The following is a 21,792-nucleotide window of genomic DNA, read 5'->3' on the forward strand; positions in this document are numbered from 1 at the left end:
TTAGTATTTCTTGGTCGGACACATAAGGGACGGCAAAATATATAATACACTGGGGAGACATTGACAATGAGTAAGCATAATATTATCGCGAAAGCGGTAAAGTTAGCACTTTTTGCCTCTGCTTCATTGGCTTTCACTACCACGGCTTATGCTGCGGAAGAGGGAAGTGAAGAGGAACAAGAGGAACAGGCGAAAACAGAAGTAGTAACTGTTGTTGGTTCACGCCTAAAGAGAAATCACGTAGAAGGTGCGTCACCGGTATTGATTATTACTGGCGACGACATGAAAAAGCAAGGTCATACAACGGTATATGATGCACTGAATGACCTAACTATTAATACAGGTGTTCAAATTGAGGGGCCTGAGTTTTCGGGTGGCTTCACTCCTGATATTCGCACCCTGAATATTCGAGGCTTTGGTGTTGGTAACTCTTTGACTTTAATTAATGGTCGTCGAGTAGCTAACTACCCAGCAGCATACCAAGGCAGTAGCTCTGCGGTAAACTTTGGTGCAATCCCACAAGCCGCAATCGAGCGTATCGAAGTTCTAAGCGGTGGTGGTTCATCAATTTATGGTTCTGACGCTGTTGCAGGTGTTGTAAATATCGTTTTAAAGCAAAATGTTGATGAAACAACTTTAAATGTTATTTATGGACGTCCAGTAGAGGCCGAAGGTAACGACTACCGTGTCGACCTGACGACTGGTACAGTAACTGAAAATGGTAACTTCACTGTCGGTATTTCATACCGTCAAACAGACCCTATTAGTGCTGGTGATTATGATAAGTATGACTCTAATGATGATTACCCTTATTCAGATATTGAGTCTCCAACGCTTAACTTTGATACTTATGTTTTAGACCGAAACTCATTCACGCTAGTTGATCCAGGTAACCAGTGTGAGAACTTTGGTTCAGAACGATTTTTATTCTCAGAGTCACTAGGCTATCTATGTGGTCGAGATAATATCGCCTTAACTAACTTCCGTAACGAGCGTGAGCAGCTGTCTGTTTTTGCTAACGGTACTTATGACCTAGGCGACGTAGAGCTTTTTGGTGAGCTTTTATATAACTCGAGCGAATCATCTGTAGACCGTTACAGCATCTTCATTCAAGAGCGTATTTTTAACGTAAATAATGGTGATTATTATACTGTCTTGAGAAGCTTCTACGAGTCAGATTTACAGCGTTCTTTAGACTCAAAGTTTGAAGATAACTCTTATAATGCGTCTTTTGGTGCCCGCGGTTATTTTGGTGACCATGAGTGGGAAGCATCTGTTTATCGCAGTGAGTATGAGTTAGAAAGTAGTCGTGTTCGCTTTAAAGCACAAGAAGCTATTGACGTTTTCTTTGGTGACTTCTTAGGTTATGCCGGTGCTACACCAGTTTTCCAAGGTAACGGAACTTTCGGTTTGTTCGATAACTTGTTTGCTCAAGTTGATGATTCAAACCGTGGTTTAGTAAATAGTGCCCTTGGTACTCAAACTTATGGTAATGAAACATCTTCAACTGGTGCGCAGTTTATGTTGCGTGGTGACCTTTGGGAGATGAGTGCTGGTCCTGTTTCTTATGCAGGTATTCTTGAGTTTGAAAAGCAAGAACTTAAGTTTGTACCAGATGAGTTAATTACTCAGCAACCTCCGTTCCCATACACGGCTGGCTCTGGTTGGCTTGGTTTGACGGGTTATGATGGTCAAGGTGATAGAACTCGTACTGCTGTTGGTATGGAGATGAATATCCCTCTACATGAAACGCTAGATATTAACGTAGCTGCTCGTGCTGATAAGTATGATAACGAATCATCGTCAATCGGAACTCGAGTTACACCATCTGTAAAGTTCGAGTGGCGTCCTTCGGATAGCTTCTTATTCCGTGGCGGTTACTCTGAGTCATTCCGCGCTCCTGATTTAGTTCAAGTGTATAGTCGCACTGGTTTCTATACCACAGTGACCGATTTATACTCTTGCTGGCAGGGACTTGGCGAGCCTGGTAGTTTCGATGCGATTGACGACTGTACGGGCACTCAAATTTTTGCTCGTCGTCTAGGTCCAGGTGAAGTGGGTAATGAGCCTCTGAAAGATGAGACTGGTGATACTCGCTGGGCTGGTTTTGTTTATGACATTACCGATGACTTATCGTTCCAGCTTGATTGGCAGAAAGTGACTCTTGAAGACCGCGTAGCTCAATTATCTTCAAGCTCATTATTGTTCCGTGAGTTTGACTGTTTGACTAATGGCACTGTAGAAGTCACTGGTTCTAGACCGTCACAAGACTTATCAGACATTAGCTGTGATCAAGTTTCTAACTTAATTACACGTGTCTATAACCCAGATGATGATGTTGATGAGATCAGCTCTTTTAACGTGACTCCTCGTAACATTTCAGAAGAGTCTGTGGAATCTGTTGATGCTCGTTTGATTTATGGGTTTGATATTGACTACGGTCGTTTAGACTTTGTTGTTAATTATTCACACCTATTAAGTCATGAGTTTGATGGCGTTGAGTTACGTGATGACCCAATCTTAGGTGGGTGGGAGCCTCGCTCTAACATTAACGCAACTGCGGCTTACAGCTATGATGACTTTAGCGTAGCATTAACAATGCTTCGCCGTGGTTCTACAACTGTGTATGACCCAGGTCACCCTCTAGTTCAAGACGGCACGTTAAATGATCGAGTTCCTCCTCACTTCCGTTATAACTTAACTACTAGTTATAACTGGAGTTCAGACTTCCGTACGCGTTTAACGATACGTGACTTGTTTGATAATGGAGCGCCTCGTGATAGAACTATCGGTGCTAACGCATTCCCATGGTACAACAACTTTGTATACGGTGGTGCAGGTATTGGTCGTGAGGTCTACCTAGAAGCAACATATGTATTCTAAACTATAACGTTTAGGTGCAAATAAAGCCCTGCAAAAGCAGGGCTTTTTTGACTATAACTATAAAAGCTACAAATTGATACAGTAGGATCTGTTATGAAAATATTAAAAGCCTTTGTTTTGTCGTTTTTACTACTTCCAATAACCAGCATTGCGCAGCTAACTGTTGAAGACTTCTTTAAATACAGCCAAGCAGATAGTCTTCGCTTATCTCCTGATGGGAAGTACTTAGCTGTACGAGGGGAGGCCACTGGCAAGAAAGAAGTCTACATACTAGACAGAGAAACAAAAGAGATTAAACAGAGATTTTTCTTTCCACAGGACTTTGAGGCTGGAAGTTTTTTTTGGGCTTCGGATAAAAGATTGGTCGTTAGTCAGAATAAGAAAGTTGGTCCCCTAGATCTACCTGCAAGAACAGGCTATTACTTTGCTGGCGATGTAGATGGAACAAAAAAATACCAAATATGGCCACCTAGAAATAAAGCCGGAGCAGGCACATCTTTACCAAGAGGCTTTAGGGTAGTGGATACTTTGGATAGTGATGAAGACAAAGTCTTAGCTATTATGTACGAAAGGAACTATCCAGCATTATTTGAGTTTGACATTTATTCAAGCAGATATAAAAAACTCGAAACGGGAGCCGTTAAAAACGGAAACCTGTTAATCGGTTCAGACAAAAAGGCTTATGTTAGTATCGGCTTAGCGGATGAGGATGATGATTTAATCGTTTTGTATCTAAAAAATTCATCTGGTGAATGGGAAAAATTTGAAGAGTTTAAGCGTGAAAATGGGATGATTAACCCAATCCAAGTTTACGATAATGATTCAAAGTTAATGGTCTTTTCTGACAGGAATGAACAAGGCTCAGGGATTTACTCCATTGACTTAAGCACTAAGGAAATGAGCTTGGTACACAAGCTTGAGGGCGATGCTGATGTTGAAGGGTATATTTATGATTATCAGTATGACAACCCTCAAGTGGTCGGCGTAGAGAGACTTCCAAACTACCCAGAGACCAGTTTCTTTAACACCGAAAATAGAGCGTATAAAATTCAGTCTAGCTTAGAAGCGGCATTCCCAGATAAAGTCGTCGATATTGGTCAGCCTACTAGAGATAACCGCTTTTCTATTGTCAAAGTATCTAATGATCAAGATGCTGGCACTTTTTATCTCTATGATGCAAAAAATAATAAGCTGTCTTTTGAGATGAAGGCGTTGCCTTGGATTAAAACTGAAGAACTTGGGCTTAGGCATCCAATTTCATTCAAAGCAAGGGATGGGTTAGAAATTAGAGGATACCTAACGTTGCCAAAAGGAAAAGAAAAAAATCTTCCAATGGTTGTGTTAGTTCATGGTGGGCCATACGGTCCTTATGACCGTTGGAATTATGATCCAGAAGCACATTATTACGCATACAATGGCTACGCGGTTTTACAAGTCAATTATCGTGGTTCAGGCGGAAGAGGGCGAAGCTTCCAGTATGATCACTATAAAAAAATGGGCCGTGAGATGCAGGATGACTTAACTGATGCGACGCTTTGGGCTGTAGAGAAAGGCATCGCGGATAAAGATCGTATCTGTATCGCGGGCGCAAGTTATGGTGCCTATGCTGCACTAATGGGGGTGGTTAAAGAGCCGGATTTATATCAGTGCGCAATTGGTTATGCCGGGGCGTATGATATTAAAGTCTTTAAATACTCTGATATTTATGAGCGTGAAACTGGTCGTGAGTTTTTAAACGAAGCCTGGGGTTATGATAACGAAGAGTTTGCTTACGAACGTTCACCTGTAAATTTTGTGGATAAAATTAAGGCAAATCTTTTAATAGTGCACGGTACTGGTGATAGAAGAACGCCTATCGAGCATTATGAGGTGTTAACAGAGAAGCTTGATGAAGCGAATATACCTTACCAATCACTAGTGAAGCCGAATGAAGGGCATGGGTTTGCTGATGAAGAAAATCGAATAGAAGCATATACTAAAATGCTCAACTTTCTAAATCAAAATCTAAAAACCAAAGTGACAACTAGTAGGGTTGATTAACAAGAAAAGCCGCTTTAAAGCGGCTTTTTTTTACCTTCTATTATTTCAAATTTTCCTTGTGAAACTTAAGATGATCTTCGATAAAACTACTAATAAAGTAGTAGCTGTGGTCGTAGCCTTCATGCTCTCTATAAGTTAAAGGGAAAGCTTTATCCGTGGCGAGGGTCACAAAGTTCTGTGGTTTTAATTGTTCAGCAAGGAAATTATCAGACAAACCTTGGTCTATCAATGTTGGTATCTCAACAGAGCTTTTGCGGAGCAATTCTGTTGAGTCGTATTCACGCCAATCGGCTTTATCATCGCCAAGATAGGCTGTGAAGGCCTTTTCTCCCCAGGGGCAGTTAACAGGATTAACAATTGGGCTGAACGCCGATACGGATGAGTATTTTTGTGGGTTGCGTAATGCCATCATCAGCGCTCCATGACCACCCATAGAGTGTCCAGAAATTGCCCATTTGTCGGTGACCGGAAAGGTTTCTTTAATAAGTTTAGGGAGTTCATCGTTGATGTAGTCGTACATCTGGTAGTGCTTACCCCAGGGGTTTTGGGTGGCATTAATATAAAAGCCTGCGCCTTGGCCTAAGTCATAAGAATCATCGTTGGCCACGTCATCGCCTCGTGGACTGGTGTCTGGTGCGACAATGGCGATGCCAAGCTCGGCTGCGATGCGCTGAGCACCTGCTTTCTGCATGAAGTTTTCATCAGTGCAGGTAAGCCCTGAAAGCCAGTAAATTACTGGCACAGGAGTCGATTGGGTCGCTTGAGGCGGTAAGTAAATAGCAAACTGCATATTACAGTTGAGTGATTTTGATTCATGTTGGTACTGCTTGTGCCATCCACCAAACGATTTGTTTGAGCTTAAGTTTTCTATAGTCATATTCTATACCTTAGTCTTAAAGCCTAATCTTTCTCTAGTAGTGAATCACGCTACGAATACTTTTACCTTCGTGCATCAGCTCAAAAGCTTCGTTGATTTTTTCTAGTTCCATCGTATGGGTAATAAAATCATTCAACTTAAACTCGCCATTCATGTATCGTTCGACGTAGTCTGGTAGCTCTGAACGTCCTTTAACGCCACCAAAAGCTGTTCCTTTCCATACACGGCCTGTAACCAGTTGGAAAGGGCGTGTAGAGATTTCTTGACCAGCACCTGCGACACCAATAATAATCGATTCGCCCCAGCCTTTATGACAACACTCTAACGCGGAACGCATTACGTCAACATTACCAATGCACTCGAAAGAGTAATCGACGCCACCATCCGTCAGCTCAACAATAACGTCTTGAATCGGTTTGTCGTAATTTTTAGGGTTAATGCAGTCAGTAGCCCCGAGTTTTTTCGCTAGGTCGAATTTGCTTTCGTTGATATCAATGGCGATGATGCGACCAGCTTTCGCCATAGTGGCACCTATGATGGCTGATAGGCCAATACCCCCAAGACCAAAAATAGCGACCGTTGCGCCTTCTTCGACTTTGGCCGTATTCATTACCGCTCCCATGCCAGTGGTTACGCCACAGCCAAGCAAGCAGACTTCTTCTAGCGGTGCTTCTTTATTCACTTTGGCCAAAGAAATTTCTGGCAGAACCGTGTATTCCGAGAAGGTTGAAGTCCCCATATAGTGGTAGATAGGTTGCCCGTCTTTGTAGAAACGAGTGGTGCCGTCTGGCATTAAACCTTTGCCTTGTGTTTCGCGAACTGCGGAGCATAAGTTTGTTTTGCCTGAGGTACACATCTTACATTCGCCACATTCTGCGGTGTAAAGTGGAATAACGTGGTCACCAACTTCAACGCTAGTGACGCCTTCACCCACTTGCTCGACAATACCGCCACCTTCATGGCCTAGAATTGCTGGAAATACGCCTTCTGGATCATCGCCAGATAAAGTGAATGCGTCTGTGTGGCAGACGCCAGTTGCGACGATACGAACCAATACTTCGCCTTTTTGTGGCGGCATAACGTCGACTTCTTCAATGGATAGTGGTTTTCCAGCTTCCCAAGCAATGGCGGCTTTAGATTTGATAAATTCTTGTGACATTGTTTTTTCCTCAAACTAATTGATGGTCTTATTATATTTGTTTACTAAATAATGATAATATCTATTTTATTAAATAACTATTACACAGCAGTAACAATAAAAGGTAGTAATATGAAGTGGCAGGGAATTTCAGAGTTTGTCGCCGTTGCGGAAGAAGGGAGCTTTACATCGGCAGCTCACAAGCTGGATATATCCACTGCGCAGGTGAGCCGACAGATTAGTCAGCTCGAGGCGCGGCTTAATGTGAAGTTGTTGTACCGCACCACAAGAACCGTAACCATAACCCAGGAAGGCAGTGTTTATTACCAGCACTGCAGAGCCGTTTTGGATGGTTTGCAACATGCGGAAGATGAGTTACTAAATTTACAGAGTAAACCTCAAGGAAAAATTAAGTTAACCGCAACGGTAACTTATGGTGAGCAGGTCATCTTGCCTTTGATTAATGACTTTCAGACTTTGTATCCAGAAGTTGATGTAGAAGCTTACCTAACCAATAAGCGCGTTGATATTGTTGAAGACGGCTATGATTTAGCCATAAGAATTGGCGATCTAAAGGACTCTACGTTGATGGCTAGGAAGCTGAGCCAGCGTTCGAATTTTGTATGCGCATCGCCAGAGTATTTAGATAAGTATGGCACACCACACACCATTTCAGAGTTATCCCGACATAACTGTTTATTAGGCACTCTGGATTATTGGCGATTTCATGTGGATGGTCGTGAGAAGAGTGTTAGAGTTAGCGGGAGCTTGCGATACAACAGTGGTTTTGGCTTAACGCAGGCAGCATTGCAAGGTATCGGCATCGTTCAACTGCCAGACTATTACACCAAACAGTATTTGTCTGAGGGGCGCTTAGTGCCACTGCTGGAAGCTTATCGGATGGCGGAGGAGGGTATTTGGGCCGTTTACCCGCAGAACCGTTTTATGTCGCCAAAACTTAGAGTGCTTATTGACCACTTGGTCAAAAACATTGAATGATGTCATTTAAAATTTCCCCGTAATGTCTATAATACCGTTGATTTTTATATCATTTCTTCTGCGTCCCCATCGATTAACTGGATAAATCATGGGCCTCCTAAGCCTAAGCTCCAGGTTCGAGTCCTGGTGGGGACGCCATTCCTTGCTTTTTAGTCCTTCTATGACAACAATGCAGTTATTGTTTTTTATAAAAGGAGTAACGCCATGAGTTTGAAGCGTTTATTAATTGTAGTGATCGCCTTTGTGACCTTAGGCTGCCGTGCTGATAGTTTGGATGAGGAGCAGCCTGAGCACCCAGGTTCCAATTCAGAATTACCAAGAGACTTCACTTTAACCGCTGGTGAGAAAGTGTTATTCAATAATGTGGAGTTTGAATTTGAACGAATAAAGGAAGACTCTCGTTGTCCCAAAGGAACTCAATGCATACATCAAGGTAGTGCCAGCCTTGTGGTTAATTACACTTTGGAAGAAACGCCTATACAAAAAGTGATGACCATCGGCGGAGCTGATGAAGATTCACGCTTAAAAATTAATGATATGACGGTACAACTAGGTTATCTAAAGCCGTACCCAGCCACGAACATTAGAATAGACCCTGCTAATTATAAGGCTCATTTCATTGTAATGGACGACAAAACTCTTAATGATGCTGTGGTCTTGGACGTTCGCACTCAGCAGGAGTTTGATAGTGGCCATTATCCTCAAGCGGACCATATTCCTTATGATGAGATTTCTGAGCGTGCTACAGAGCTTGATTTTGCTAAAGATGAACGAGTAGTAGTTTACTGTCGAAGTGGCAACCGTGCCGGTAAAGCAACGGCGACATTAAATCAGCTGGGTTATACCAACGTGATTAATGGCGTGGATCAGGACACAGTAGAGAAGCTGATGGGTAGCGAGGAATAAGCAATGGGAAAAGTTGTTGGGGTTGGAGGAATATTTTTTAAATCCAAAGATAGGGATGCTTTAGGTAAGTGGTACCACAACACTCTTGGATTCAGTATTGATCCGAGTTATGGCGGTTCACACTTTTTACAAAAAGATGCGCCGGAAAAATCTTGTACCGTTTGGGGGCCTTTTAAAGAAGATACGGACTATTTTGAGCCTTCGGAAAAAGCCTTTATGTTGAACTTTATTGTGGATGATATTCATGAATGTTTGAAGCAAGTTGAGCAAGCGGGAGGGAAGTTAGTCGGAGAACCTTGTGAAGATGAGATGGGGATTTTTGCGTGGTTTATGGATCCCGAGGGCAATAAGATCGAACTGTGGCAGGTAAAATAAAAAAGCCTCTAGGAGAGGCTTTTCTGTTTAACAGCTTACTTATAACGACGTTATCCTTTGATAATGCTCTGGGCGACGATCCCTGAATAAGCCCCAACTGGCTCGCTGTTTCGCTAATAAGTCTAGGTCGAACTCATGAGTAATCACACCTTGAGTCGTCTTATCCATCTCCTTAACTTTTTCGCCAAAATTATCCGTAATAAATGATGAGCCGTAGAAAGTGATATCGCAGCTGTCACCTTTTTCCGTACCGATACGATTCGACGCAATGACTGGTACCATGTTCGCGCCACTATGACCCTGCATTACGCGTTGCCAATGCCGGCGCGAATCCCAGTTGGGATCTTGGGGCTCGCTACCAATAGCCGTTGGATAGAAAATGGCTTCTGCACCTTTTAGGGCTAAAACTCTAGCTGTTTCTGGAAACCATTGATCCCAGCAAATGGCAGCGCCTAAGCGACCAAATTTCGTATCCCAAACTTTAAAGCCCGTGTCGCCAGGACTAAAATAAAATTTTTCCTGGTAGCCGGGGCCATCGGGAATATGGGTTTTACGATAGTTGTCTAAGATGGTGCCATCCGCATCAATCATAGCGAGCGAATTGAAGTGCGCATTGCCGGACTTCTCAAAATAACTAACCGGGAGCACTACGCCGAGCTCTTTTGCTAGCGCTGAAAAATGCTTCAGGACTTTACTCGTATCGTAAGGTTCGGCCCAATCAAAATATTTTGGGTCTTGGTCTTTGCACCAATAAAAGCCCGCGAAAAGTTCTTGCAGTAAAATAGCCTCAGCACCTTGAGCGGCTGCTTTACGCACTAGCGATTCGCCTAGCTCTAAATTTTGATCAAAACTATCGGTTACAGCAAACTGTGTAGCAGCAAAAGTAACGTTTCTCATCATCTTATCTCACGTTAAGCACTTTGAATTAGCGGTTGTTGCATGGTGATACAGTGGATACCACCACCACCTATCAAGATTTCGTTAGCATCAATCTGCTTGATATCACGCTTAGGATACAAGTCTTTTAACATTGATAAAGCGGCTTGATCTTGCTTGCATCCAAAAGCGGGCAGAACCACCAAGTCATTGGCAATATAATAATTAATGTAGGATAGAGGCTCGCGCTCACCATCACGATATCGAGCCTCTGGTTCAGGAATTTCAACTAAGCTCATTCCTGCGTCATGAATGATTTCGCGGTTCTCATGATAAATACTAAAGTTTTCGCTGGCGCGATCACTAGTGCTTTGAGTAAGAATTGTTTTGTCATCCACAAAGCAAGCGATATTATCAATGTGACCGTCAGTATCAACGTCACCGAACACGCCTTTATTAAGCCATATGACATCTTTGGCGCCAAAGGTCTTAAGCAAGAAGGACTCGATATCATCTTGAGTTAGCTGTGGATTACGGTTCGGGTTTAACAGACACTCTTTGGTCGTGAGTATAGTTCCTTGACCATTACCATGGATAGAGCCGCCTTCTAGCACAACGTCATGTGACTCAACTTTCGACTGAACGATTTGGGTTATATGTTCAGCAACTTTAGCGTCGTGAGCATAAGGTTCAAACTTATTACCCCAAGCGTTAAAGATAAACTTTAACGCCAGAGAATGCTTAGAACCATCTAACTGTTCTTCGACCCACAGCGGAGAAATATCACGAGCCCAACTGTCGTCGAGTTCAAAGAAGTGGATCTCAATGTCTGAGTTCAGAAGTTTTTGCGCAGAAGGCGCGTCTTCCGCACGCACAATCATATTAACGGGCTCATACTCAGAAATGGTATTGGCTATCTTTGCAAAAGCGTGACGAGCTTTTTCTAGGCCATTGCTCCAAATTTCTTTGCGGCAAGGCCAAGCCATCCAAGTGGCTTGGTGCTTTTCCCACTCTGCTGGCCAGCGACGTTTCGTTAATTGACTCATGTCTTTCCTTAATCTGATAAAGCTAGTCTTCTAAATAACTGTAGCCATAAATACCTTCGCGCAGTTCGGCGAGGTATTGGCGTTGCTGAGAAAGTTCTAAACCACTGGCTTTTAACTGGCGACGATAAGATTCTAATAAAGATTTCGCATCAAAATCGACATAATCTAAAAGCTCATCAACGCCTGAACCATAGTCAGTATTGTAGATTTCTAGCTCACCGTTATCAGCGACACGCAAATCAATAGTGTGTGTATCACCAAATAGATTGTGCATATCCCCTAAAATTTCCTGATAAGCGCCCACTAGGAAAAAGCCTAGTAAATACTCTTCGCCGTGTTGGTATTCTGGCAACTGTATAGTCGAAGTAATACCATGATTATTGACGTACTGTTCTAGCAAACCATCACTATCGCAGGTGATGTCTTGGATGATGGCGCTTTCAGTTGGCTCTTGGTCTAACCCTTGCAGTGGCATCACTGGGAATATTTGATCGATAGCCCAAGCATCCGGCAGTGATTGGAAAATCGAAAAATTAACAAAGAACTTGCTCGCTAACTGCTCATTCAGGCTCGCTAAAATACTTTCCTGCTCCAGCGTTTCAGGTACCAGTCGTTGCCTAATCTTCAGCAACACTAGTCGGTGAAGTCGCTCGGCAACTGCGCGATCAGCAAGACTTAAAACTTGATGACTAAACATCCCTTGAGCCTCGTTGAGATAATAGCCTGCGTCATGGTGCGCTTGAATCAGGCGGTTGTTATCGCCGCTTAACACTTCTTGGTACGTTGTCCAAAGGTGTTGTAATACGGTTGGAGCGTCCTTACGAGGCTCTTCTACATCAAATTTAATTGGCGACTCTGAGTCAATCACGTTGGCAATTAACACCGCATGGTGCGCAGTCAGGGCGCGACCTGACTCCGTAATAATATTCGGATGCGGTAATTGGTGCTCATCAGCAACTTCAAAGAAGCCATTCACTACATGGTACGCATATTCTTCAAGCGTATAGTTCATCGAGCAGTGACTTTGGCTGCGGGTACCTTCATAGTCGACACCTAAGCCGCCACCCACATCAACCGTTGTGATCGGGGCGCCTAAGGTGTGCAGTTCGGCATAGAAACGTGCACATTCTTTTAAGGCGTTACGAATATCGTGAATCGACGTGATTTGTGACCCAAGGTGGAAGTGAAGTAGCTGGAAAATATCCAACTGTTCACGTTCCTGTAGCGTCTCTACCAAGCGCAAAATCTGGCTCGCGGATAGGCCAAATTTTGAATGGTCGCCGCCGGATGTTTGCCACTTGGATTCGCCCTTAGACGCTAAGCGAGCGCGCACGCCAATGGTTGGCTTGATGCCCATACTTTCAGCTTCCTCTAAGAGCAAATGAAGCTCTGACAGCTTTTCAATGACAATATAAACTTTATGGCCAAGTTCGGAGCCAATTAATGCTGCGCGTAAATATTCACGATCTTTGTAACCGTTGCAGACAATGGTTGAATTGGTGTTTTCAGACATTGCTAACACAGCCATTAACTCAGGTTTGCTACCAGCCTCAAGACCGATCTGTTTAGCGTCTTTGCTGATACCATCTTGGCTTTTTACAATTTCCTCAACCACTCGTCGCTGTTGGTTCACTTTGATCGGATAACAAACCGTATATTTGCCCTGATACTCAAGTTCACCAATAGCTTGGTTAAAGGCGTGACATAAGCTGTTGACGCGATTATGCACAATATCGCCGAAACGAAGTAGGGAAGGCATCTGAAAGCCGCGACCCTGTAACTCCTTACATACAGAAGATAAGGAAAAGGTGAGCTCAGGGCGGCTCTTATCGGGCGAGACAGTAAGTTCGCCAGCATCATTCAGATCAAAGTAACCATCACTCCAATAAGGAAGGTTATAAAAAGAACGTGCTTGCTCAATTGACCAGTCGTTTGTTGTAACAGTCATTCGCTGTTGTGCTCCGTTAAACTTAGCCTGCTGTTTTGGACAGTATAAAGGCTAACGTATTGATAAAGTAGGGTAAACCCAGTGTCGTGTTAACTATTACTTCTTATTAGAGGTAAAAAGTACAGGCACAAAAAAGGCGGTGCTAGTAGCCCGCCTTGTTTGACCTTTGTCGTGGTATTACTTAAGAACATCGACGACATATTGGGGTAAAGCAAAACTGGCGACATGAAGCTCCGGCGTATAGTACCGGGTCTTGATGTTGCTCTGTGTAAATCGTTCGCGTATTTCTTCTACCGACTGCTGACGTAAAGCCTCGTTATCCGTGCCCCAAGCTAAGGTCATAATGCCACCGATATAGGTTGGTACAGGTGCAGCGTAGAACCAGCGGTCGGTAAATAATCCTTCAAAACGGTTAAAAGTTGTCTTCACTTCATCAATTTGCATGAAGCTAACACCGTTTTGCGTCGCTAAAATGCCACCCTCAGTTAAGCTCTCTTTACAGCCTTTGTAAAAACGCGAACTAAACAGCACTTCGCCAGGACCTTCAGGATCGGTAGAGTCTGAAATAATAACGTCGTAAAGCTCTGTGTTGTTAACAATAAAGTCAACACCATCATCAATCACTAAGTTCACGCGCGGGTCATCAAAAGCGCCATCTGAGTGCTTAGGGAAGTACTGCTTACACATATCAACCACAGCCTGATCTATCTCAACCATGGTCACGTGCTCGACTTCAGGGTGACGTAATACTTCACGTAATATACCGCCATCGCCACCGCCAATGATTAATACGCGCTTAGCGTTGCCGTGAGCAAATAAGGGAACGTGAGTGAGCATCTCATGGTAGATGAACTCATCTTTCTCTGTGGTTTGAATCACACCGTCCAAAGCCATGACTCGGCCAAACTGTTCATTATTAAAAATGATCAGGTGCTGGTGGTCAGTTTTACTCTCGAACAGTATTTCATCGACAATAAAACTTTGCCCGTAGGTTTTGTAAAGCGTTTCAATAAAACGTTTGCTCATATCGGCACTTATCCGTTACTCAGAATGAGTTCAATATTGATTAGTTATGAACTTCGCCACGCAAGATCTCTTTTACCGAAACTTCAGACGGTAAGAAAGCTTTGCGTAGGATTTCAGTTGCTTTATGAGGCTCAGCGTCGCCACACATAAAGACGTCGAACGCAGCGTAATCGCGCTCAGGCCATGTGTGAACACTGATGTGTGATTCTGCAAGCACAGCAACACCTGAAATACCGCCGTTTGGGGTGAAGTGATGCATGTGAATATGAAGCAGGGTAGCGCCACATTCGATCACAGCTTCACGAAAGGCTTGCTCCATGACTTGTAAATTATCAAGTCTAGAAGCGCCCCATAAGTCAATGATCAGGTGCGTACCAGCAAACTGCTTGCCATCACGTTGTATGAAATGATCGTTTCGCTCATCGTTCTCATTAACGTTCTTAAAAGAAGGCCACTGAGTGTCTGTTGCGCCAGTAGGATCAATCTCTTGGTTATAGTCGAAGTCTTTATACACTTCTTTAATCTCCTCTCATGGGGAAGCCATAAACAAGCTTTATAAATGTATTTTCTGGGGGCGTAACGATAGAAACTTCCCAGACCTACTGAGCAGGCTAAATGTTGATGTAATTCAATAGGTTATCAACGTTGATGCTCAAACGTAACGAGCTTTGTTTTGAGCAACATTAACCAGCACAATTTAGACTGTGCTTTATACGCTTTTTTGCTGGAAATGCAATACTTTTTACAATAAAACTGTTTAAAAAGTAATCATGGTGGAGCCTTTATAGTTTATGTTAGAAACATTGCAAAAAGAATTTGATTGCACTAGCAAGAAACCATTGATTGAGATATATTGGCCTGTCTAATTTTTGTGTCAGTATTCTTTACACCTTTTGAAGGGGATATACAGTTTCGGCAGTATTAAACCTTACTATTTTAGAGGCTTAGAAGGCTAACCTCAGGTGTTTTCACATTTAACTGTACTGAGATATAAACATTTACATTTCAGGTAAAAAAAATGTGAGGTAAATCATGGATTGTGCAATAATAAGTGTGTTGATGCATATTTGCTTTAATCTTTAGTGGAGAAAACCGTGAGTAAGACTTTATCTCGTAAGGAACTATCCCTTATTGGGCGTGAAGGAGAACGCATTAAAAATGGTTTAGCGAACCTTGTAGAAGATTTTCCTAACCATGCCAAAACGATAACAGGCATGTCGAAATGGTTGAACGCTAACAAATCAACCTGTCAAAGAATGGTTGAGACGATTAATAAAGCAGTAGACGGGTTGGAGGTTGTTAATTCATTGCCTGGCCCAGCAGGATTAAAAGGCTTTATCGACTTGGCGGAAGAGAAAAGCATCAATCCTAAGTTAGTGGATGAGGCGAGAGCGGTTGTTCAACGCTTTGAAAACTTGATCTATGAATACTCGCGCAGTCACTCTGCATTGAAAAAGCTGATTAATGATTCAAACTCCAGCTCAACTGAACGTACAGGCTCTAAACGTGATGGTCGTGCGGCTCTTTATGAAGCCGCGAAGCTGGTTACAGGTGAGTCAATGGAAAGCTCATTTTTTGCATGCATCATCAAAGAGAATGACCATGACTCAAAGTATCTTCAACAGTTTACGTTAAGCTATTATGAAGGCTGTCGTGCTTCTGAAAACTCTCGACCTGTCATGGTTCCAGTGGTGCCGGGAGAAAATACTCTAGACTTCGAAAAACCTGATATTATTTCTCAGGGTGAGCAAAAAGGTGATGACTTAAGTCACGTTTCTCTAATTCGAGAGCTGACGAGCCCCTCCATTATTGACCACATCAAAGATTTTACTCATGGTGAAAACTGGATGATTGTACCGACTGAAACGGACAAAAACTCAGAAACTAATATTGGGGTTATCAAAAATTATCCAAAAGAACAGTTGGGGCCTTTCCATGGTGGTAAAAAAGCCAGCTGTGTAGGAGCTCATACGCGCTACCCAACAAAGAATTTGTATGTGATGTGTTTCCTTGATAAGAAATACGCCATGCGTAGCGTTGCCAATGCCGGTATCTATTCGAGTGGCTCTCAGTTGATTAATATTATCAATAGCCCAGACTCTTTGTGGTTTGATCGATTCCATGACGAAGCAGATCTTGGTCTTTCAGGCCCAAATGATGACTTCAGCCAAAAGCTTGGTTACCCCATGGCTAATGAGTTGGTGGACGAGTTATTCTCGATGTCTAAATGTAACCGTGATGACTATACCTGCTTCTTGATGCAAGTCGAGTTCCCTATTTGGTCAACGGCTTACCGTATGTACTTCCAGTATGCGATAGATTAAATCGACTTTAGAATGGTTTTAGCATAAAAAAAGCGAGCTCATTAGCTCGCTTTTTTGTAAGAAGTGAACGGCTAGGCTTACACTTTCTTAGCATCCGCTACACGTTGACGCGCGATTTCATCTGCAATCACGTTAGTCGGACGACCTGATGATTTCGATGCATCGAACACTTCAGTCAAAGTGCCATAGATCTCATCAACTTTCTTCAGAGCAGCCGCTTGATCATAGCTTTCTTCGAAGGAAACATTGATGATACCACCTGCGTTAATCACGTAGTCAGGCGCATACAAGATGCCTTTTTGCATCAAAATATCACCATGACGATCTTCAGCAAGCTGGTTGTTTGCTGCGCCAGCAATAACCGAAGCCTGAATCTTAGGAAGCGTATTATCGTTAATAGTAGCGCCTAGTGCACAAGGTGCGTAAACGTCGACTTCTTGGTGATAGATATCATCAGTATCTACCGCGGTAGCACCAAATTCATCAACCACACGGTCAACGCTTTCTTTATTGATGTCAGTAACCACAAGCTTGGCGCCTTGCTCATGCAAATGACGACACAGGTAGTAACCAACGTGACCTAAACCTTGAACAGATACTTTCAAGCCATCAAGGTCATCGCGCCCCAAACGGTGATTAACTGCAGCTTTAAGACCAGTGAATACGCCGTAGGCTGTAACAGGAGATGGATCACCTGATTTGCCCTCAAGCCCTAGCACATGATTAGTTTCTTTATTCACTACAGCCATATCTTGTGGGTTGATGCCCACATCTTCAGCAGTGATGTATTTACCGCTTAGCTTGTCGACAAAACGTCCGAAAGCACGGAATAACTCTTCAGACTTCATGGTCTTAGAGTTACCAATAATTACTGATTTGCCGCCGCCCATGTTGAGGCCAGCCATAGCATTTTTATACGTCATGCCTCGCGAAAGGCGAAGTGCGTCGATCAATGCGCCTTCATCAGAATTATAATCCCACATACGACAACCACCGACCGCTGGGCCAAGGTTAGTATTGTGGACACAAATAATTGCTTTAAGCCCTGACTCTACGTCACGACAAAATACGATTTGTTCGTGATCGTCATAGGCGCGAAGGTTAAAAACCGCCATAAAAAACTCCTATCAAAAGGAAAAAACAAAAGCCACAACTTAAGTGTGTGGCATCAAAAGAAATCGTTAGCCCAAGTCGAATTTTATGCCTTGAGCGAGTACTGGAGTCTCTCCCCAGAAAATCGTGTTGGTCTGACGACGCATGTAAGCTTTCCAGGCATCAGAGCCGGCTTCACGTCCGCCACCAGTCTCTTTTTCACCGCCGAAAGCACCGCCAATTTCTGCACCTGAAGTACCGATATTAACGTTGGCAATACCACAGTCAGAACCTATTGCTGATAAGAAGCGTTCAGCGTTCTTAATATCGCGGGTAAAGATGGCTGAAGAAAGTCCAGCTTTAGAGTGATTCTGCATCGCTAAAGCTTCATCAATAGTGTCGTATGTCATAACATACAAAATTGGAGCAAAAGTTTCTGTTTGAACAATGTCCCAATGATTTTCAGCACGTATGAATGTAGGCTCAACAAAGTGGCCTTTACCGTCGATTCTTTTACCACCCGCTAATACTTCGCCACCAGCTTCTTTGGCTTTAGCTACCGTGTTCTCAAAGTTTTTAACCGCCTGTTCATCAATCAGCGGGCCCATTAACGTATCCGAGTCTAATGGGTTGCCGATTTTAACTTGCTGGTAAGCATTGGCTATGGTTGGGATGACTTCATCGGCAATGCTTTTATGCACGATTAAACGACGCGTCGATGTACAGCGTTGTCCTGCTGTGCCGACAGCGCCAAAAACGACCGCTGGAACAGCTAAATCAAGATCGGCCGTTTCATCAAGAATCAAGGCGTTATTGCCTGATAACTCAAGAAGCGATTTACACATACGTTCAGCAACTTTCATGCCAACCATACGACCAACTTCGCTAGAGCCGGTGAACGACATTTTCTTAACGCGTGGGTCTTCTATAAATTTTTGTGACAGCTTGTTTTCTTCGCCGTCAATAAATAAGCAGAAGATGCCCTTATAACCGTTCTTTTCGAGCACCTTGTTACAAATGTTTTGTACAGCAACACCCGTTAATGGGGTTTTCGGTGATGGTTTCCAGACCACAGTGTTACCGCAAACAGCAGCTACAAAGGCATTCCAAGACCAGACTGCTACAGGGAAGTTGAAGGCAGAAATAACACCTGTCACACCAAGAGGGTGCCACTGTTCGTACATGCGATGCTCAGGGCGCTCAGAGTGCATGGTTTTGCCGTAGAGCATACGTGACTGACCAACAGCAAAATCTGCCATGTCGATCATTTCTTGAACTTCGCCATCACCTTCGGCTTTAATTTTGCCCATTTCGGCGCTAACTAGGCTACCTAAGGCATCTTTATGCACACGCAAAGCGTCAGCCATTTGGCGCACTAATTCGCCACGAACAGGGGCTGGAACCATGCGCCACTCAGCGAAAGCTTGCTCAGCGTGCTGCATAACTTTGTCGTAATCTTTTTCTGACGTAACGTTGACCTTCGCAATTAACTCGCCCGTAGCGGGGTTAATTGATTCGATAACGCCAGCATCTTGAGTGTCAGTATAGCCATCACCCCAACTTGCAGATTGGTTGATATCTTGAATACCTAACTCGCTCAAAAAATTCATACAAACCCCTAATTCGGTTAATACGTGGATGCATTAAAAATAATCATTCTCGTATCTCAATTTTGCGCAGCAACCTTACCACCAGAGCCGTGTTTTCGCCAGTATATTTTGGCTGTGTTGGTTAAAGATTAATCAATACGGCTTCTGGTCGGACAAGTTTTTCAAGCAAACTCTATGGAAGTTGTATTTCTAATAAGAAAAATTCATGCTTGGTTAAACTGTGAGCAGTTTGAGAGATATAAAGTTGAGGAAAGATAAGAGGGCGATGAACCCTCTCTAACGAAAATGATTAGAGAGGATGCATTAGATTTTGTGAGGGTTAAAATTCCCACCAGCAGGTTTTCCACCACGTTAGAAATTCTTCGAACTCGATGTAACCACTGCCATCAGTATCGATCAAAGAAAAGCCTTCATGAATTTGCTCAGTGCCTGAGTCTGGAGAGAGGACCTGAAGTAACTCTCCAAATTCATCAACGTCAATTCGTCCGTTATCATCGCGATCAAAGAACTTGAAATGCTCTTTAATTTGTTCAACGCGTTCTTCGCTAAGTGGTTTCATAAAACTCCTTAATTCTGGAAGCTTGGCTTAATCCAAGCTATTCACTTCTAGGCGATACCGTACTTTACGTTCTTCCATGTAGTCAATCACCGTTTTGCAACAATCTGTGTGCCCGCCGATATGCTCAGGTGCATAAACCCCAACTTTGTTAAATTTGTCCTTCAATATTAGGTTGGCGACAGCATTCGCGGTGAAACCGGTGGTTCTTGCCATGGAGGTTTCTTGCTTAATGTTGTCATACTCATCATACAAGTCATAGATATATTCTTTGCGTTTTCCGCTTTCAATACCGCGGATATTAACGCGCATAATAGTGAATTCTTCTTCTTTGCGTTTAAGTTTCCACTCGTTAATAAGAACCTTCGATGTAAATTCTAATGGACTAATCTCCATGCCATTGACTGTAACCGGCTCTTGGTCAAAAAATCCGCTGTGTTTTAGTGTACGAATAGCCTCTACATGCCCAGGGTAACGTAGCGTTTTTTCCTTCATGTTTGGGATGTGACTCATGGTGTAAATCAAACTGCGCAGGCCATCCGTATTAAAAGCTTCCAATGTGCCGATTCGGTCAAACTCAACCAGTTCACGATCCGTTAGCGGCTCTTTGACTAGCTCGCGACCATTTTCGAAGTAATGTACCGGGCGAACATATTCAGCGATAACGTCTAACGGTGAGAATGGTGCTTTGTATTCAAACGGCTTGCTACGAGTTTTGGGTAAACCACCGACAAAACACTCGAAATCAGTAACTTCGATTTTGGTGTTAAGAAAGCCTAGGAGAAGGTTATCCATGCCAGGAGCAACCCCGCAATCGATAACCGCAGTGACGTTATTCTGTTTAGCTAAATAATCGAGTTCGAGGCAGTTTTCTTCAGCAAACGAAATATCCACCACGTTTTTTCCGGCTTCAATAACATTTTTTAAGACTTTAAAGCCCAAATTGCCGGGAACTGCACAAATCACGATATCGAACGGTTTTAATAGGTTTTTTAACGCTTCTGCATCCAGTGCGTTGACTTCTTCAGTGTTGATAGAAGGAAGCCGTTTTTTGAGTAGCTTTAATGTTTGCGGTTCAATGTCGGCAATAGTGACGTCATGTTTTTCAGAAAGGTCTCTAGCGATGACACTTCCTACCATACCAGCACCTAACACAATAATGTTACTCATAAAGTATCCTTTTGGTTTGATGTTGTTTGGGGTTAATTTAAAGCTTTCTGTTCTTCAAGACTGGCTTGATAGGGCGTAACTTTAATTAGTAATCCCATGGTCGGGTGATCGATGTAATACAGTTTGCCCAGTTTGACCTTAATTGTCTCTGACATTTCAAAGAAACCGCTTAGCTCGTCAGGAATTTGCATATCATCTTCAAAATCATTGCTATCTGACTGGACATTGGTAACACCTTCGTTCTCTAGAGGCTCAAGGTTTTCCTCGTTGCTGGTGTTACCAGTAGTATTGTTCTCTGAGTTGTTGTTTTGATGAGCGTCTTGATTACTGAATGGGAGTTCCAGATCTGGCTCTTGCGATTCTGGATCATTATTTAGCGACAAGTCTTCAGTTAATGGCATCGTCGGTTCTTTGTAACCAACAATTTGGCTCTCTAAAACAAGTCCTTGGTTTCGACTTAAGCGGATAATGCCATTAAAGCCTTCTAATCCTTCTTGATCTGGCGCGTCGTTAAGATTAAAGCTTAACCAAGGCGTATCGGCTTTGTCTTGAAGCTCTTGGCGCCATCCAAGATGAAGCAATGGACGCATGCTAGGGCTAGAGCGTAAACGGTTGAAGACGCCTTCAAGTTGCTGTTCGTTGCGAGCAAGAATACGGTAACCTTCAGGTAGTAACGCATTACTCTCTGAAAGCAGGAACTCAACCTCGTCGCTCTCGAGTGGAATCGGTTCTGGCTGTCCCTGCATATGTAGCTGGTCTAGGCGTTTGAAGAATACGAACTCGACATCAAAAATCGTTTGTGCCGTTAAGTTAAAAGAGGCAAGCAGCAAAGACAAGCCTATGAAATATTTAGGAAATTTATAGTTCATCTCTATTTATAATATTGGTTGTTAACCCCAGAGTGTGACATGAGTTTAACACGATTT

Annotated in this window: 18 protein-coding genes and 1 tRNA gene; 7 read left to right on the plus strand and 12 right to left on the minus strand. The window is 43.1% G+C overall.

Features of this window, described 5'->3' with window-relative positions; all coding sequences use genetic code 11:
* The first annotated feature begins 66 nt into the window (after positions 1-66).
* Both TQ33_RS04990 and TQ33_RS11630 read left to right on the plus strand, forming a co-directional pair.
* On the plus strand, positions 67-2,883 hold the full coding sequence (locus TQ33_RS04990) for a TonB-dependent receptor plug domain-containing protein (protein WP_046561079.1): 2,817 nt from the start codon (positions 67-69) through the stop codon (positions 2,881-2,883).
* A gap of 93 nt (positions 2,884-2,976) precedes the next feature.
* On the plus strand, positions 2,977-4,923 hold the full coding sequence (locus TQ33_RS11630) for an alpha/beta hydrolase family protein (RefSeq protein ID WP_052735209.1): 1,947 nt from the start codon (positions 2,977-2,979) through the stop codon (positions 4,921-4,923).
* Positions 4,924-4,963: 40 nt separating this feature from the next.
* On the opposite strand, the gene fghA is transcribed toward TQ33_RS11630, so the two are convergent.
* Entirely contained in the window at positions 4,964-5,800 is an 837-nt protein-coding gene (fghA, locus tag TQ33_RS05000) for an S-formylglutathione hydrolase (protein WP_046561080.1), read from the minus strand.
* A gap of 34 nt (positions 5,801-5,834) precedes the next feature.
* On the minus strand, positions 5,835-6,959 hold the full coding sequence (locus tag TQ33_RS05005; protein WP_046561081.1) for an S-(hydroxymethyl)glutathione dehydrogenase/class III alcohol dehydrogenase: 1,125 nt from the start codon (positions 6,957-6,959) through the stop codon (positions 5,835-5,837).
* A gap of 111 nt (positions 6,960-7,070) precedes the next feature.
* Between TQ33_RS05005 and TQ33_RS05010 the strand changes: the two genes are divergently transcribed.
* The 4 genes from TQ33_RS05010 (at position 7,071) to TQ33_RS05025 (ending at position 9,218) form a co-directional block, all read left to right on the plus strand.
* Positions 7,071-7,937 carry a LysR substrate-binding domain-containing protein gene (locus TQ33_RS05010; RefSeq protein ID WP_046561082.1) on the plus strand — a complete coding sequence of 289 codons (867 nt, stop codon included), beginning with the start codon at positions 7,071-7,073 and terminating at the stop codon, positions 7,935-7,937.
* A 62-nt stretch (positions 7,938-7,999) separates the two neighbouring features.
* Positions 8,000-8,075, plus strand: a tRNA-Arg gene (locus TQ33_RS05015).
* A 66-nt stretch (positions 8,076-8,141) separates the two neighbouring features.
* On the plus strand, positions 8,142-8,843 hold the full coding sequence (locus TQ33_RS11635) for a rhodanese-like domain-containing protein (protein ID WP_052735210.1): 702 nt from the start codon (positions 8,142-8,144) through the stop codon (positions 8,841-8,843).
* Between the two features lie 3 nt (positions 8,844-8,846).
* Complete coding sequence (locus TQ33_RS05025) at positions 8,847-9,218, plus strand: VOC family protein (RefSeq protein ID WP_046561083.1); 372 nt, start codon at positions 8,847-8,849, stop codon at positions 9,216-9,218.
* Positions 9,219-9,257: 39 nt separating this feature from the next.
* Here the strand turns inward: TQ33_RS05025 and aguB are convergent, their stop codons facing one another.
* The 5 genes from aguB to speD all read right to left on the minus strand — a co-directional run bounded on the left by aguB (position 9,258) and on the right by speD (position 14,628).
* Positions 9,258-10,118 (minus strand): N-carbamoylputrescine amidase, encoded by an 861-nt coding sequence (aguB, locus tag TQ33_RS05030; RefSeq protein WP_046561084.1) that lies wholly within the window; start codon positions 10,116-10,118, stop codon positions 9,258-9,260.
* 11 nt (positions 10,119-10,129) lie between these two features.
* The gene (locus tag TQ33_RS05035; protein ID WP_046561085.1) at positions 10,130-11,140 is read right to left on the minus strand and encodes an agmatine deiminase family protein; all 1,011 of its coding nucleotides are present in this window, start codon (positions 11,138-11,140) and stop codon (positions 10,130-10,132) included.
* Positions 11,141-11,162: 22 nt separating this feature from the next.
* Positions 11,163-13,088: a biosynthetic arginine decarboxylase gene (speA, locus tag TQ33_RS05040; RefSeq protein WP_046561086.1), complete on the minus strand. Its 1,926-nt coding sequence runs from the start codon at positions 13,086-13,088 to the stop codon at positions 11,163-11,165.
* Positions 13,089-13,265: 177 nt separating this feature from the next.
* Positions 13,266-14,114, minus strand: a complete 849-nt coding sequence (speE, locus tag TQ33_RS05045) for a polyamine aminopropyltransferase (protein WP_046561087.1) — start codon at positions 14,112-14,114, stop codon at positions 13,266-13,268.
* A gap of 40 nt (positions 14,115-14,154) precedes the next feature.
* Complete coding sequence (gene speD / locus TQ33_RS05050; RefSeq protein ID WP_046561088.1) at positions 14,155-14,628, minus strand: adenosylmethionine decarboxylase; 474 nt, start codon at positions 14,626-14,628, stop codon at positions 14,155-14,157.
* Positions 14,629-15,208: 580 nt separating this feature from the next.
* Between speD and TQ33_RS05055 the strand changes: the two genes are divergently transcribed.
* Positions 15,209-16,438, plus strand: coding sequence for a hypothetical protein (locus tag TQ33_RS05055; protein ID WP_046561089.1), 1,230 nt, complete (start codon positions 15,209-15,211; stop codon positions 16,436-16,438).
* Positions 16,439-16,515: 77 nt separating this feature from the next.
* Here TQ33_RS05055 and TQ33_RS05060 read toward each other — a convergent pair whose 3' ends face one another.
* From TQ33_RS05060 to TQ33_RS05080, 5 genes are all read right to left on the minus strand, one after another.
* Positions 16,516-17,553, minus strand: a complete 1,038-nt coding sequence (locus tag TQ33_RS05060) for a Glu/Leu/Phe/Val family dehydrogenase (protein WP_046561090.1) — start codon at positions 17,551-17,553, stop codon at positions 16,516-16,518.
* A gap of 66 nt (positions 17,554-17,619) precedes the next feature.
* Positions 17,620-19,140, minus strand: coding sequence for an L-piperidine-6-carboxylate dehydrogenase (amaB, locus tag TQ33_RS05065; protein ID WP_046561091.1), 1,521 nt, complete (start codon positions 19,138-19,140; stop codon positions 17,620-17,622).
* A 319-nt stretch (positions 19,141-19,459) separates the two neighbouring features.
* Positions 19,460-19,699: an EF-hand domain-containing protein gene (locus tag TQ33_RS05070; RefSeq protein ID WP_046561092.1), complete on the minus strand. Its 240-nt coding sequence runs from the start codon at positions 19,697-19,699 to the stop codon at positions 19,460-19,462.
* Between the two features lie 27 nt (positions 19,700-19,726).
* Positions 19,727-20,866 carry a saccharopine dehydrogenase family protein gene (locus TQ33_RS05075; protein WP_046561093.1) on the minus strand — a complete coding sequence of 380 codons (1,140 nt, stop codon included), beginning with the start codon at positions 20,864-20,866 and terminating at the stop codon, positions 19,727-19,729.
* 32 nt (positions 20,867-20,898) lie between these two features.
* Positions 20,899-21,735, minus strand: coding sequence for a CsiV family protein (locus tag TQ33_RS05080; protein ID WP_046561094.1), 837 nt, complete (start codon positions 21,733-21,735; stop codon positions 20,899-20,901).
* Positions 21,736-21,792: the final 57 nt, after the last annotated feature.

It is taken from the genome of Kangiella geojedonensis, from assembly GCF_000981765.1.
Lineage (GTDB): Bacteria > Pseudomonadota > Gammaproteobacteria > Enterobacterales > Kangiellaceae > Kangiella > Kangiella geojedonensis.

Coding starts and splice junctions, on each gene's coding strand:
- TQ33_RS04990 (WP_046561079.1), top strand. CDS start 67: ATGAGTAAGCATAATATTATCGCGAAAGCGGTAAAGTTAGCACTTTTT.
- TQ33_RS11630 (WP_052735209.1), top strand. CDS start 2,977: ATGAAAATATTAAAAGCCTTTGTTTTGTCGTTTTTACTACTTCCAATA.
- fghA (WP_046561080.1), bottom strand. CDS start 5,800: ATGACTATAGAAAACTTAAGCTCAAACAAATCGTTTGGTGGATGGCAC.
- TQ33_RS05005 (WP_046561081.1), bottom strand. CDS start 6,959: ATGTCACAAGAATTTATCAAATCTAAAGCCGCCATTGCTTGGGAAGCT.
- TQ33_RS05010 (WP_046561082.1), top strand. CDS start 7,071: ATGAAGTGGCAGGGAATTTCAGAGTTTGTCGCCGTTGCGGAAGAAGGG.
- TQ33_RS11635 (WP_052735210.1), top strand. CDS start 8,142: ATGAGTTTGAAGCGTTTATTAATTGTAGTGATCGCCTTTGTGACCTTA.
- TQ33_RS05025 (WP_046561083.1), top strand. CDS start 8,847: ATGGGAAAAGTTGTTGGGGTTGGAGGAATATTTTTTAAATCCAAAGAT.
- aguB (WP_046561084.1), bottom strand. CDS start 10,118: ATGATGAGAAACGTTACTTTTGCTGCTACACAGTTTGCTGTAACCGAT.
- TQ33_RS05035 (WP_046561085.1), bottom strand. CDS start 11,140: ATGAGTCAATTAACGAAACGTCGCTGGCCAGCAGAGTGGGAAAAGCAC.
- speA (WP_046561086.1), bottom strand. CDS start 13,088: ATGACTGTTACAACAAACGACTGGTCAATTGAGCAAGCACGTTCTTTT.
- speE (WP_046561087.1), bottom strand. CDS start 14,114: ATGAGCAAACGTTTTATTGAAACGCTTTACAAAACCTACGGGCAAAGT.
- TQ33_RS05060 (WP_046561090.1), bottom strand. CDS start 17,553: ATGGCGGTTTTTAACCTTCGCGCCTATGACGATCACGAACAAATCGTA.
- amaB (WP_046561091.1), bottom strand. CDS start 19,140: ATGAATTTTTTGAGCGAGTTAGGTATTCAAGATATCAACCAATCTGCA.
- TQ33_RS05070 (WP_046561092.1), bottom strand. CDS start 19,699: ATGAAACCACTTAGCGAAGAACGCGTTGAACAAATTAAAGAGCATTTC.
- TQ33_RS05075 (WP_046561093.1), bottom strand. CDS start 20,866: ATGAGTAACATTATTGTGTTAGGTGCTGGTATGGTAGGAAGTGTCATC.
- TQ33_RS05080 (WP_046561094.1), bottom strand. CDS start 21,735: ATGAACTATAAATTTCCTAAATATTTCATAGGCTTGTCTTTGCTGCTT.